This window comes from Thioalkalivibrio sp. ALE25, assembly GCF_000377285.1.
Classification (GTDB): domain Bacteria; phylum Pseudomonadota; class Gammaproteobacteria; order Ectothiorhodospirales; family Ectothiorhodospiraceae; genus Thioalkalivibrio.
In genome coordinates, this window is sequence record NZ_KB897927.1 from 164050 (window position 1) to 177488 (window position 13439).

Annotated in this window: 12 protein-coding genes; 6 read left to right on the top strand and 6 right to left on the bottom strand. The window is 68.1% G+C overall.

Going from position 1 to position 13439, the window contains the following annotated elements; genetic code table 11:
- Nucleotides 1-58: 58 nt before the first annotated feature.
- Nucleotides 59-1420 (bottom strand): diguanylate cyclase, encoded by a 1362-nt coding sequence (locus tag C996_RS0103635; RefSeq protein WP_018866109.1) that lies wholly within the window; start codon nt 1418-1420, stop codon nt 59-61.
- Between the two features lie 242 nt (nt 1421-1662).
- Between C996_RS0103635 and C996_RS0103640 the strand changes: the two genes are divergently transcribed.
- Entirely contained in the window at nt 1663-2151 is a 489-nt protein-coding gene (locus C996_RS0103640) for a PleD family two-component system response regulator (protein WP_018866110.1), read from the top strand.
- A gap of 18 nt (nt 2152-2169) precedes the next feature.
- Here C996_RS0103640 and C996_RS0103645 read toward each other — a convergent pair whose 3' ends face one another.
- From C996_RS0103645 to amrB, 4 genes are all read right to left on the bottom strand, one after another.
- Nucleotides 2170-3180 carry an adenosine deaminase gene (locus C996_RS0103645; RefSeq protein WP_018866111.1) on the bottom strand — a complete coding sequence of 337 codons (1011 nt, stop codon included), beginning with the start codon at nt 3178-3180 and terminating at the stop codon, nt 2170-2172.
- 72 nt (nt 3181-3252) lie between these two features.
- A complete protein-coding gene (locus C996_RS0103650) occupies nt 3253-3867 on the bottom strand; it encodes a rhomboid family intramembrane serine protease (RefSeq protein WP_018866112.1) in 615 nt (204 codons plus the stop codon).
- Nucleotides 3857-4435 carry an AmmeMemoRadiSam system protein A gene (gene amrA, locus C996_RS0103655; protein WP_018866113.1) on the bottom strand — a complete coding sequence of 193 codons (579 nt, stop codon included), beginning with the start codon at nt 4433-4435 and terminating at the stop codon, nt 3857-3859. Before amrA ends, C996_RS0103650 begins: the two co-directional genes overlap by 11 nt.
- Complete coding sequence (amrB, locus tag C996_RS0103660) at nt 4432-5232, bottom strand: AmmeMemoRadiSam system protein B (RefSeq protein WP_018866114.1); 801 nt, start codon at nt 5230-5232, stop codon at nt 4432-4434. Before amrB ends, amrA begins: the two co-directional genes overlap by 4 nt.
- Nucleotides 5233-5317: 85 nt before the next feature.
- Here amrB and amrS point away from each other — a divergent pair, with 85 nt between their 5' ends.
- The 5 genes from amrS to C996_RS0103685 all read left to right on the top strand — a co-directional run bounded on the left by amrS (nt 5318) and on the right by C996_RS0103685 (nt 11078).
- A complete protein-coding gene (gene amrS, locus C996_RS0103665; RefSeq protein WP_018866115.1) occupies nt 5318-6424 on the top strand; it encodes an AmmeMemoRadiSam system radical SAM enzyme in 1107 nt (368 codons plus the stop codon).
- Between the two features lie 80 nt (nt 6425-6504).
- Nucleotides 6505-7041 carry an Hsp20/alpha crystallin family protein gene (locus tag C996_RS0103670; protein WP_026279189.1) on the top strand — a complete coding sequence of 179 codons (537 nt, stop codon included), beginning with the start codon at nt 6505-6507 and terminating at the stop codon, nt 7039-7041.
- A gap of 60 nt (nt 7042-7101) precedes the next feature.
- Nucleotides 7102-8133, top strand: coding sequence for a DUF2235 domain-containing protein (locus tag C996_RS0103675; RefSeq protein WP_018866117.1), 1032 nt, complete (start codon nt 7102-7104; stop codon nt 8131-8133).
- An 81-nt stretch (nt 8134-8214) separates the two neighbouring features.
- Complete coding sequence (locus C996_RS0103680) at nt 8215-8595, top strand: DUF2237 family protein (protein WP_018866118.1); 381 nt, start codon at nt 8215-8217, stop codon at nt 8593-8595.
- A gap of 158 nt (nt 8596-8753) precedes the next feature.
- Nucleotides 8754-11078 (top strand): HDOD domain-containing protein, encoded by a 2325-nt coding sequence (locus C996_RS0103685; RefSeq protein ID WP_018866119.1) that lies wholly within the window; start codon nt 8754-8756, stop codon nt 11076-11078.
- A 21-nt stretch (nt 11079-11099) separates the two neighbouring features.
- Here C996_RS0103685 and C996_RS0103690 read toward each other — a convergent pair whose 3' ends face one another.
- Nucleotides 11100-13238 carry a DUF1631 family protein gene (locus C996_RS0103690; protein ID WP_018866120.1) on the bottom strand — a complete coding sequence of 713 codons (2139 nt, stop codon included), beginning with the start codon at nt 13236-13238 and terminating at the stop codon, nt 11100-11102.
- Nucleotides 13239-13439: the final 201 nt, after the last annotated feature.

Consider the following 13439-nt stretch of genomic DNA (forward strand, 5'->3'; position numbering starts at 1 on the left):
ATTGTCTCGAACAACTGGGGGGGCACCAACGCGGACGTGCGATTCAGTCAGCGTCTCCCTAGCTGACGGGTTGCGGGCTGGCCTGTCCATCCCCCGGGGCAGAATCGGGTGGGGTGTCCGGCAGGTCGGTTTTGCCCGGGCCGTCCAGGGTGCGCGAGACCACGCGGTCGCGGCCTTCGCCCTTGGCCTGGTAGACGGCCTGGTCGGCGACCCGGAAGAGGTCGTTCATGCTGACCTCGCGCCCGGCCGGGCGGCTGGTGACGCCGAAGCTTGCGGTAATGGTCAGCCCGGCGGGTTCGAGTTCACGCAGCTGCTGGCGCAGCTCCTCCGCGCGGGTGTGGGCATCGAACAGGTCGCATTCCGGGAGTACCAGGAGGAATTCCTCGCCCCCGAAACGCAGGGCCACGTCGCTCTCGCGTCCGGTGGTGCGCAGGAGTTCGCCGACGGCGACCAGGACCTCGTCCCCGACCAGGTGGCCATGGGTGTCGTTGATCTGCTTGAAGTGGTCGATGTCCAGCAGGATCAGGCTGAGCGGGATGTCGTTCTGGTTGGCTTCGGCGAAGAAACGCGCGGCGCACTCGGCCAGGACGTTGCGGTTACGCAGCCCGGTCAGCGGATCGATCATTGCCATGTCGTAGAGCTTCTGGCGCTGGTCCTGGACCTCCTCGAACAACCGCTTGTTGGCCAGCAGGTTCCCGATGCGGGCGCGGACCTCGTCCTCCAGCACGGGTTTCGTCACGAAGTCGTTGACGCCGAGGCGGAAGAGTTCGGCGCGCCGGTTCTGGTCGTCCAGGCCGGACATGGCCACGATCGGCAGGCTGGTCTTGTCGGGGAACTGCTGGCGCAGCCGACTGACGAGCCCCATCCCGCTGATCTCGCCCTCGACCAGGATGTCGGAGAGCACGAGGTCCCAGGTGCCCCGGTCAAAGGCCTGCAGGGCCTCGTCGGCGCTGCGGAAGTGCGCGACCTCCAGGCCCATGCCCTCGAGGATGCGGATCATCACGCGGGCGACGGTGGGACTGTCCTCCACGTACAGGACGTTCCCCTCGTGGGCGTGTTCCACCGGCCGCCCGTAGCGCGCGGCCTGATGGAACAGGTCACGGATGTTGGTCTTGTCGTGGAGGTCGGTGGCGCCGGCCTCGAATGCCTGACGGCGGATGTCGTGGTCGTGCTGGGTCGTGAGCAGGATCAGGGGCAGGTCATGGCCAGCGGCCCTGGCACGGGCCCGGCGGCAGAATTCCACGCCGCTCATGTCGGGCAGGGTGATCGAGGCGCAGACCAGTTCCAGGTCGTTTTCCTCAATGCGGGCAAGCCCTTCGGCCCCGCTGCTGGCCATGATCGGCTTGTGCCCGGCGGCCAGGACCATGCGGCTCCACAGCGCCCGGAAGACCCGCGAGCGGTCGACGACGAGGATCTTCATGCCGGGCCTCCCGCGGCCGGGCGCCGCAGGGGCGCGCGCGTGGGCTGTGGCCGGGCTGTATTGGTCTTCATGGCGGGTTCCGACTCCGTTCAGGCATCCGCACGAAAACCCGGATGATGCGCGCCTTTGCGCTGCTGTTCAAACCGAAGCAACGGGCGCGGTGGACAGGGCCAGCGGGGGGAGGAACAATGCAGCCAGGCGGGCGAGCGCGCCTGGCCTATGGATCAGGAAGGGAGTCCGGCATGAGCTATCTGCAGCGAATGGGGAGTCTGCTGCGTTTTGGCAAGGCTGGCGAACGGCGCAGGAAGGCACGCCGGGAGGCCGCGCGCGGGCTGCGTGTGCTGGTGGTGGATGATTCGCGCACCGTGGTCGCACTGCTCTCCAGCATGCTCCGGCAAAACGAGATGGAGCCGGTGGGGGCCGGCGATGCCGAGCAGGCCCTGGCGCTGGCCCGCGAGAATCCGCCGGACCTGATCTTTCTCGACATCATCCTGCCCGGGATGACCGGGTTTGCCATGCTGCGTCAGCTGCGCCGGGACCCGACCACCGCGAAGGTGCCGGTGATCATGATCAGCGGCAACGAGGACGCGGTGGAGCAGTTCTTCCTCGATCGCATCGGCTCCGACGACTTCATGAAGAAACCCTTCGGTCGCGGCGAGGTCTTCTCGCGGATCGAGCGCCTGGTGGAGCAGGGTCGCCTGCCGGCGCGTCCGCTCCGGTTTTCCGGGTAGAGAAGTCGTCGAGCGCCGTCAGTCCGCGAGACGGGCGCGCCAGGCGTCGATCTCGCCGTGCAGACGCTGTTGTGCTTCGGGCTCCAGGAACGCGGCGTCGACGGCGTTGCGCGCGAGGCGTTCCAGGTCGTCGGGACCCAGTTGCAGGGCTTGGGCGGTCGCGCGGAAGTTTTCCCCCACATAGCCGCCGAAATAGGCCGGGTCGTCCGAATTGATGGTGACGCACAGCCCGGCATCCATCAGGCGTTTCAGGTTGTGGTCTTCCAGGCGGTCGAAGACGCACAGCTTGATGTTGGACAGCGGACAGACCGTGAGCGGGATCCGGTCGCGGGCCAGGCGCTCCATCAGCGCCGGGTCCTGTTCGGCCTGCACCCCGTGGTCGATGCGCGCGACCTGCAGCCCGTCCAGTGCCTGCCAGATGTATTCCGGCGGGCCTTCCTCACCGGCATGGGCCACCGCGGGGAAGCCCTCGGCACGGGCCCGGTCGAACACCGCCTGGAAGCGCTCGGGCGGGTTGCCCAGCTCGGCCGAATCGAGGCCGACCGCATGGATGTGTTCGCGCCACGGCAGGGCCGTCTCCAGGGTCTCCATGGCCGCGTCCGCACTCAGATGACGCAGGAAGCAGAGGATCAGCCGGCTGGTAATGCCGAGTTCGCGCTCGCCATCGGCGAGCGCCCGGCGGATGCCGTCGATGACGGTCGCGAATGCCACGCCGCGCTCGGTGTGCGTCTGCGGGTCGAAGAAGATCTCGGTGTGGTGGACGTGATCCGCCTGGCAGCGTTCGAGGTAGGCCCGGGTCAGGTCGTAGAAGTCCTGCTCGGTCAGCAGCACGCGGGCGCCGGCGTAGTAGATGTCCAGGAAGGACTGCAGGTCGTGGAACTGGTAGGCCGCGCGCACGTCCTCGACCGAGGCGTACGGCAGCTCGACCCCGTTGCGCTCGGCCAGGGCGAACATCAGCTCGGGCTCCAGTGTGCCTTCGATGTGCAGGTGCAGCTCGACCTTGGGCAGGGTGGCGATGGCGTCTTGCATGGCGGGATCTCGTAGCGGCCGAAAGAAGGCACGCAGGCTAGGCGGACGCGGCGCTCCGGACAAGTATTGGGGTCAGCCGAGGGGCGCGAGCAGCTCGTGGAAGAACCGGGCCAGCAGGCCGGGCTCCAGCCAGAGCATGAAGGCCACGCCCCAGGCGCCACCCCATAGATGGGCGCTGTGGTTGATGTTGTCGCGATTCTGTCGCTGGGCGTAGAGCGAGTAGCCGATATAGACCGCGGCGAACACGATGGCCGGGACCGGGATGAAGAACACGAACAGCAGGGACCACGGCTGCAGCAGGATGTAGGCGAACAGCACCGCGGACACCGCACCAGAGGCCCCCAGGGAGCGGTAGCCGGGATCGCGCAGATGGCGCAGGTGGCTGGGCAGGCTGGCGAGCACGATGGCGGCCAGATAGAACAGGACGAAGCCACCCATGCCGATCTCGGGCACCAGCACGCGCTCCATGGCCATGCCGAAGAAGAACAGCGTGATCATGTTGAACGCGAGATGGGTGCCGTCGGCATGGATGAAGCCGTGGGTCACCAGGCGCCAATACTGGCCGCGTTGCACCGACGGTGGGTGATGGATCATCGCCTGCAGCCAGCGCGGGTTCTGCCATGCCAGCAGCGAGATCACGACCGTGGCAATGACGATGTAAAGGGTGATGCTGGGTTCAAAGTTCACCGGCAAACTCCTGCGAGCTGTAGCGCCAGGCCTGGAGCCCCATTGTCCAGCCGTCATGCCCCAGCCCGGCCTTCTGCAGCAAGGCATCGAGGAAGGTCTCGGGATCGGGTAGCTGCTCCCACACCGCGGGCAGGAAGGTCGCCCGCCGCGTCCCGGCCTGGATGACCAGGCCATCGCGCCCGGGCTGCAACTGCTGCAGCAGGGCCTCTCGATGCGGGGCATCCACGGGGTGCGCGGCGCTTAGCAGGGTCACCGAATACTCGAGCCCGACGAGTTCCTCCGGGCGCAGGCGGGGAAAGCGCGGATCATGGAGGGCGGCGGCCCGGGCGTTGTGCTGGACATCCGTGGCCAGGGGGCGATGGGCCTCCAGGCTGCCGATACAGCCGCGCAGGGCATCCCCCCGCTTTAGGGTCACGAAGCTGGCGCCCGGGTCGGCAAGCGGGGCGGGCTCCTCCGCGAGCGCGATACCGTCGGCGGCATGGTCGTGCGCGGCCCGGTGGATGGCGTCCGCTGCGAGTTCCAGCAGGCGCTCACGCGCCGGCGCGGACAGTTCGATGACCGGCGTCATTGCAGCATCCACGCGCCGTAGCCGACCACCTGGTCGCGTGGGCCGGCGGTGTCGCCGGAGTTGCGCTGGTCCAGAGTGGTAATGGCGAGACCCCGCTGCCGCGCCAGACGCAACAGACCCGCCAGCGGGCGGCAGCCGCAGGCCTGTTCCGGGCCCAGCGCGTGTTCGTCCAGGCGTTCGATCGCCCGGGTGGTGGCGGCATCCAGGCGGCTCGCGGTGGCGTAGTCATGGAAATGGGAGAGATCCGAGCTGACCACGACGAGGGTCTCCGGGCCGCCCCACAGGCGTTCCAGTACGTTCGCAACCTGTTCCGCGGGGGCATCCCCGACCACCAGCGGTACCAGCTCGAAGGACCCCAGGGCCACCTGCAGGAACGGCAGGTGCGCCTCCAGGCTGTGTTCCGGGCCGTGGGCGACGTCGAGTGCCTGGACGCCGGGCAGCCCCGCAATGGTATCCAGCGCCTTGTGATCCACGGGGACGTCGCCCAGCGGGCTGCGGTAGGCCGTGACCGTGGTGGTCGCGATCCCGTGGAAGGGCACGCGATGCGACGGGCCCAGCAGCACCACGCGCCGGATGCGGCCCGCCAGCGGGCGGATGCGGGCATAAGCCGAGGCCGCCACCGGGCCGGAGTAGGGGTAGCCGGCGTGCGGGGCGATCAGGGCCTTGGGCGGCGCCGCGTCGGGTGCCGGCCGGACGGCATCCAGCAGCCGGGTGACCGTGGCCCGCAGCTCGGCGGGGTCGGCCGGGTAGAACTGTCCCGCGATAGCGGGCTCGCGGACGCGGAGCGGGGCGCTCATGGGAGGTCTCCGTCGGACATTATGTCGTTGAATATCGGGGTTTCGGCCTCATATTCAAGGGCATGAACCACGAGCCGGACCGGATATGAACGACACCCCTGAACACGACGCCTTCACGGTGGCCACGCGCTACTGGCACAGCCTGGAGGATGGCCGCGTGCAATGCGACCTGTGCCCGCGCTACTGCAAGCTGAAGCCCGGGCAGCGCGGGGCCTGCTTTGTCCGCGCCAACCTCGACGATGCCGTGGTGCTGACCAGCTACGGGCGCTCCTCCGGCTACTGTGTCGACCCGATCGAGAAGAAGCCGCTGAACCACTTCCTGCCGGGCAGCCCGGTGCTCTCGTTCGGTACGGCGGGCTGCAACCTGGCCTGCAAGTTCTGCCAGAACTGGGATATCAGCAAGTCGCGCGAGATCGACACCCTGGCGGACCGTGCCGATCCCGAGACCATCGCCCGCGTGGCCGAGGCGCTGGGTTGCCGCGCGGTGGCCTTCACCTACAACGACCCGGTGATCTTCCATGAATACGCCATCGACGTCGCGGCTGCCTGCCGTGCGCGGGGCATCCGCTCGGTGGCGGTCACCGCCGGTTACATCACCGAACAGGCTCGCGGCGAGTTCTTTGCCGCCATGGACGCGGCGAACGTGGATCTAAAGGCGTTCACCGATCGCTTCTACCACAAGCTGACCGGGGCGCATCTGCAGCCGGTGCTCGACACCCTGGAGTGGCTGGTACACGAGACCGATACCTGGGTCGAGATCACCACGTTGCTGATCCCCGGCGAGAACGACAGCGACGCGGAGATTACGTCGATGGCGCAATGGATCCTGGAACACCTGGGCCCGGATGTGCCGCTGCACTTCACGGCCTTCCATCCGGATTTCAAAATGACGGAACACCGGCGCACGCCGATCGAGACCCTGCAGCGGGCACGCCGGATCGCCCGCGAGCAGGGCCTGCATCACGTGTACACCGGCAATGTGCACGATGCGGACGGCCAAAGCACCTGGTGTGCGGGGTGCGGGCAACGCCTGATCGGGCGCGACTGGTATGAACTGTCGGACTGGAATCTGACCGCCGATGGCTGTTGCAACGCCTGCGGGGCATCGGTCCCGGGTGTCTTCGAGTCCCGCCCCGGCACCTGGGGTGCCCGGCGTCAGTCGGTGCGGCTGGCCGACTTTCGAAGGGCTTGATTCACCGGGCTTGAAAAGTCCCTTTGGGCGACCTAGTTAATTCGCTAGACAGGGTTGGATTTCTACCGGAGGTGATGATCATGGACCTGCAAAAGCTCAAGCCGTGGAACTGGTTCAAGCGCGAGGAGGCGGCGAACCCGGAGGTGGTTCCGGCCCGTGGCGAGATGTCGGAGGTGCCCATGCGTGATCCGCTGATGCGCATGCACCGGGAGATGGACCGGATGTTCGAGGACTTCTTCGGTGCCGCTCTCGGCGGGCGCGGGCGCGATGCGGCCTCGCTGCTGCTCAAGCCCAGTGTGGATATTGCCGAGAGCCGCAAGGCCTACCGGATCACCGTCGAGGTGCCGGGTATCGAGGAGGACGCGATCGACCTGACCGTGGACGGCGACGACCTGATCATCTCCGGCGAGAAGAGCCAGGAAACCGACGAAGAAGACCAGGGCTATCATCGGGTCGAGCGGGCCTACGGGCAGTTCCGCCGGATCCTCAGCCTGCCGGGGGATGCGGATGTCGATGCGATCCAGGCGCGGTTCAAGAACGGCGTGCTGACGATCGACATCCCCCGCCGTGCGGAGGACGCGCGGCCGGGAGTGCGCCGGATCGACATTGGCTCCTGATCAGTCGCAGGCTCCACGGCGGCTGCGGTCGTCATTACGAACAGGATGGGAGGCGGGCGGATGACACGACGGATCGTGATTTGCGCCGACGGGACCTGGAATCGCCCCGAGGAGGACGTCGAGTCGGACGTGCCGACCAACGTGCTGCGTCTGGCGCGGGCCATCGCGCCCGCCGACGCCAGCGGTGACCCCCAGCAGGTCTTCTACGACTGGGGTGTCGGGGCGTACTACGCGAAGGTCACGGGCGGCGTGACCGGGCGGGGCATCCACAAGAACATCCAGGATGCCTATCGCTACATCGTCCAGAACTACGACCCCGGCAGCGAGATCTTTCTGTTCGGCTTCAGTCGCGGTGCCTACACCGTGCGCAGCCTGTGCGGGCTGATCAACAACTGCGGGATCCTGAGGCGCCCGGACGCGCGCCTGATCGAACAGGCCTTCCGTCACTACAAGAAGACCGCGGCCAGCCATGCGCCGGAGGGGTCGGCCTCGCGCGAGTTCCGGGCGGCGTATGCCCACCCCTCGCGGGAGATCCGCTTTGTCGGGGTCTGGGATACGGTGGGCGCCCTGGGCATCCCGTTCTCCCTGCTGGGGCTGTTCGACCGCACCGACGAGTTCTACGACACCAAGCTGGGCCCCAACGTGCGGGTCGCGCGGCATGCGATGGCGATCGACGAGACCCGCGCCGACTTCGAGCCGACGCTGTGGGAGCCGCGCCCGGGGCTGGACCTCAAACAGGTCTGGTTCAGCGGGGTGCATGCCGATGTGGGGGGTGGCTATGCCCCGGATACCGATGGGCGTCTGGCGTCGGAGGCGCCGCTCGCATGGATGATCGACCAGGCGCGGGCGGCCGGCCTGCAGGTGGAGCCCCACCTGGTCGATGCCCTGCGGCCCGATCCGCTGGCCCCGCTGCATCGTTCACGGCGGCACATCTATCGCCTGCGCCGCCGCCATCGGCGTCCATTGCACCAGCCGGGGTATCCGACGGAACTGCATCCCAGCGTCCTCGATCGGTACCAGCAGGATCCCGACTATCGGCCCGAGAATCTGCGGAACCACCTGGTGGAATGGGGCTGGCCCGATGCCGACTGAATTCCCGCGGGCCGAGTAGTCGCTCGCATGGGGCGGGGGGGTGTCCGTTATGCTGTAGGGACCATGAACGGGGAGTTTTCCATGCAGCCTTTTCCCTCCAAGAATGTGTTTGGCGGGGCGCTCGAGCCCTGCGGCCGGGACCCGGTGACCGGCTTTTATCGCGACGGCCGTTGCGCCACGGGCTATGACGACCAGGGCATGCACACCGTGTGTGCCGAGGTCACGCGCGAGTTCCTGGATTTTTCCCTGGCGCAGGGGAATGATCTGATGACACCGGTACCGGAGTTCGGCTTCCCCGGCCTGGAGGCAGGGGATCGCTGGTGCCTGTGTGCCGCGCGCTGGCTGGAGGCCTACCGGGCGGGGGCGGCGCCCGGGGTGTTTCTGCGCGCCACGCACGAGGAGACCCTGGCGGTGATCCCGCTGGATATCCTGAAGGAACACGCGCGCGACCCGGCCGATTGAGCGGGGCAATCCTCCGCGGAATATCGGCGCAGGGCCGGGATGGGGCCGGCCCGCTGTAAATTAGGGAGAGATACGGATGGATCCGAGCATGCCGGGCGCGAGCAGGCGCCCTGGACAGGGGTGGGGTGCGGTCGGGGTTCGGGCGGATGGCTGAGCACATGGCGGTTCCCGAGATTGAACGCTTCCGCATTCTGCGGACGCTGGGTGCCAGTACCCGCGACGGGCTCTACGTGGCGCACGATCCGGTACTGGATCGGCAGGTCGCGATTCGCACGCTGACCCAGGCGGGCGCCGACGACCTCACCCGTCAGGCCCTGCTCGCGGACGCGCGTCGCCTGAGCCGCTTCCGGCATCCGAATATTGCGCCGATCTTCGAGGCGGGGAGCTACCCCCAGGGCGTCTACCTGGTGTTCGAGTACGTCGAGGGCGAGACCCTGGACCGGATCCTGGCCGGGGGCGCGCTGCCGATTGATCGTGGCCTGGCCCTGATGCGCGAGCTGCTGGACGCCGCGGCGGCGGCCCATGAGCAGGGCATCCTGCACGGGACCCTGCAGCCGGCCAACGTGACCGTGAACCCCGAGGGGCATGCACGCATCACCGGGCTGGGCATGGCGCTGCCCGACGCCGCGGCCCGTGGCGAGAGCCACCTGCCGGACACCCCCTACTACCTGGCCCCGGAACAGCTGGCAGGCGAAGCGGCCAGCGAACGCTCTGACGTCTTCTCGCTGGGGGCCCTGTTCTTCGAGATGCTGACGGGTGAACGCGCCTTTGGAGGCGAGGATCCGGAGGCGATCCGGCAGTCGATGCTGGCGGCGGGGCTGGAGCCACCATCCGGTCGTACCGGTAATGGCGACGAGCGCTTCGATGCCCTGATCCTGCGGGCGACCCGCCCCGATCCGGCGGAACGCTTTGCCTCGGCCCGAGAGTTTCGCGAGGCACTGGTGGCGGCCCTGGAGGGGGAAGGCTCGCAGGACGCCGGGTCGCAGGATTTCATCCTGCGCAAGATCCGGCGCAAGCCGGATTTTCCCGGGATCTCCAGCCACATCCGCGAGATTACCCAGTGTTCCGATGACACCATGAAGCGTTCGGTGGCGGAGCTGTCGAACGCGGTGCTGAAGGATTACGCCACCACCCAGAAGCTGCTGCGACTGGCCAACTCGCCCTTTTACAGCAACTTCGGCGGCAATATCCGGACGGTGTCGCGCGCGATCGTGCTGCTTGGTTTCGAGCAGGTGCGCACGGCCGCGCTCGGGCTGGTGCTGTTCGAAAACCTCAAGGGCGGCCGGCATTCCGGTCGCCTGATGGAGGCCCTGGTCGGCACGCTGTTCAGCGCTATGCTGGCGCGCGATCTGGCGGAGCAGGTTGGCGGGGTGGAGAGCGAGCAGGCCTTCGTCTGCGCGCTGTTCCACGATATCGGGCGCATGCTGGTGCTGTACTACCTGCCCGAGGAAGCGGACGAGATCCGCATCCGTGTGGGTCAGGGCACGGGGGAGGACAGTGCCGCCCGCCAGGTGCTGGGGATCTCCTACGAGGCGCTGGCGCGCAGCGTACTGGAGGACTGGAATTTCCCGCGCGAGCTGGTGGCATCGGTAGAGCGCGCTCCGTCCGGCATCCTGCCGGCGGCCCGGGATGCCGATCAGCGCCTGCATCGCATCGTGACCCTGGCCTCCGAGATGGGCCAGTGCATCACCCGCGCCGAGCGCGACCAGCAGGGGGCTTTGCTGACCGATCTGCGCCGGCGCTATGAACATGCCCTGGGCGTGGATGCGCGCGGCATGCAGCGGGCGATCCGCTCGGGACGCGAGCATATGGATCACTTCCTGGCGGTGGTCAAGCTGCCGCCGGAAGGTCGGGAACCGCTGAACCGCCTGAAGGCGAACCTGGGGGTACGCATTGATGACGGCGAAGCGGAGGCGCTGGAACCCGAGCCGGGAGCCGGGGATGCGCTCCCGCGGGCCGGGCAGGAGCCCGCCGTTCAGGCCGCGGCGCTGATGGAGGCCCTGACCGACATGCTGGACAGCATGGTCGGCGAGTTCGACCTGAACGCGCTGGTCCAGACGACGCTCGAGACTCTGTATCAGGCGCTGGGCCTGCGCCGGGTCATGCTGATGCTGGCGGACCGCGAGCACCGGGTCCTGGTGGCCCATACCGCGTTTGGTCAGGACGCGGAGACCCTGTCCGGTCGCTTGCGCCTGAGCGTAGCGGGCAAGGGCGACATCCTGTCCCTCGCCCTGGAGCAGCAGAAGGATCTGGTCATCAGCGACAGCCACGAGGCATCGATCAGCCGCCATATCCCCGACGAGTTCCGGCAGGCCCTGGATGCGCGCAGCTTCCTGTTGCTGCCCCTGGCGGTGCGGGATCGGTGTGTGGGATTGCTCTACCTGGAATTGCCGGAAGGCGTTTCGCTGGACCCGAGCGTGTTGCGGGCGCTGAAGGCGGTGCGCAACCAGCTGGCCCTGGCGATCCGCCAGGCGCGCGACTGACCGATCCGGCTGCGCGGGGGCTCAGCCCCCCGGGGCCTCGATAATGGCGTCCAGCGGGTTGTCCTCCGGCAGCGCGCGCATGCGGCCCTGGCGCAGCTCCTGGGCCACGCCCTGCAGGCTGTGGCGGCGGGCGTGCACGCCGTCGAGGGACAGGAAGAAGAAGCGCCGCGTCGTGTCGCCGCGCCAGATCAGGGCCAGGCGCCGCGGGTTCTCGCCGGCGTCGTCGCAGAATTCGAACCAGTCCCCGATGTCGAGCCCGATCGCGGCGAAGACGTGGTCGTCGTCGCGGTCCTGATCCAGGGTTGGGTCGTCGTCCTCATAGCGCACGGATTCGCGTGTCTGCAGCCGTGCCCGCGGGTCGAAGCGCTCGGCGTCCTCCGGCGCCCGCAGGCGGTAGAGGTGGGCCTTGCCCAGGTGCTGCACCAGGTCGCGGATGCGGTCGTCTCCCAGGCCCGCGGCGCGGGCGTGTTCCTTCGCCTCGGCCACCAGCGGATTCACCTCGGCGGCGGTGGCCATGTTGCAGATGTGGCGCACGACCTGGCGCAGCACGCGATGCAGGGCCTCCCCGGCCTCGCCGGCGTCGTGCTCCACGGCCAGCACGGTCTCCCAGGACTGGAAGATCTCCTCGGCCGCGGTCTCCGGGAGATCGGCCCCGGTCTCCAGCGCGGCCAGCGCCAGGTTGCGCCGGGCCTGCTCGGCCCATTCCTCGGCGTTGGGCAGGTCGATCTGGGTGATCTGGCGGGCATGCCAGAGGGCGTCCTCGTTCTCCACGCTCTCGAGGAACTGGTTCATCAGCACCTCGGCGCTGTCGCGGTCGAGGCGGTCGGCCCGGTTGCGCAAGTATTCGATGGAACGCCGGATGCAGCCCAGGTAGCGTTCCACATCCTCGCCGTCGGGCTCCGACTCCGGATTGATGCGTATGGCGACGTTGATCAGGCTCCCGATCCACAGGCGCAAGGGGTGCGAGCGGTCGCGGAAAAAGCCGAGATCCCGGATGACGGCGGTGGCCAGCGGGTACTGCATCTCGCCGATCTCGGCGCGCACGGCCGGGTTGAACCCCACCTCGCGGAAGATGTGGTCGAACAGCCCCTGCAGCAGGTCGTGGATGAACGGCATCAGCGAGGCGCGCGGGTCCGGCTGATCGGAGGGCATGACGAAGGCCGTCATCGGGGCCGCGTTGCCGGAGCCCGCGGAGCCCGCCGCTTGCCCGCCGCCATGGCCTTCGACTGGGCGAAACACCGGGGACCGCACCATGTTCGAGGCCCAGGCGGCCCACTGGGCCGGGTCGGCCTCGGTGTCGGGCATGCGCGCGGGTTCGTCGGCCTCGGCCTTGCGCGTGGAGGGCCGCCACCCGGAGGTCGTCGTGGCGGGGTCGGCGTCCGGTTCCGCGGAGGCGTCGGTATCGCGTGCGCCGGCGAGGCGTTTCCATGAGGCGTTGCGGCGAAGGGTTTCGCTGGACTCGGGGGCGGCCGGTGTCTCGGTGATCAGCCCGCAGTGTTCGATCGCCTCGACCACGAAGGCCAGGGTGGGGGCCGCGGTCTTCTGCATGCAGTCCAGGTAGGAGCGCATCAGGTCCAGGGTCATCTCGGTCTTGCCGAAGTACAGCTCGCCAATCTCGATCAGGCGCTCGTACCAGTGCAGCGGTGACCAGGGGGCCCAGTTGGGATGCTCGAAGCGGTTCTTTTCGCGCGCCGCCTGGGTGAACACGTAGTGCGAGTAGCGGTTGTTCTCGCGCATCGAGCCTTCCAGCTTGTGCCGCAGCGACCGCCGCGTGGACTGGTAGTCGTCGAGGATGCTGAGACCGTCGTCCTGATCCGCGAACGCGACCCCCGAGAACTCGTACTGCGGGGGGTAGTCGTGGCTGCGGAAGTCCTCCATCAGGGCGTCCTGGAAGTCCCGGGTCACGCGCTTCTCGAACATGCGGAAGTCATTCGCCCACAACAGGGGATTGCCCGTCACATTGCCCCAGGTGCGTCCGGCTTCCCATTCGTCGCGGGCCGTCGCCAGGCAGCGCTCCAGGTGTTCGATCACCCGGGGCACGACCATCTCGGCGAGCTGCTCTCGCTGCACGATCGACAGCCCGGCCATCCCGGTCCATTTGCCGGAGGCCTTGAGCGGCTGGCGGGGGGAGCCAAGGAGGGTGTCCTGGTCGGCTGGCATGAGGCACTCCGGCGTGGGATCGTCGTCGCTGCGGGTCCATCGTCCCGCAAAATCGTGATGTGTGCACGGGTTCGGGGCGCCGAGCGTTAGCGATTCACGGCCGGCGCACTAACGGGCTGGCCTGGGGCGGGGCGTCTGGGTAGTGTAGAAAACAATACTGAAGGTGTGAGTTACGAGAGCGCCGGATGGCAAGCGGAGTGT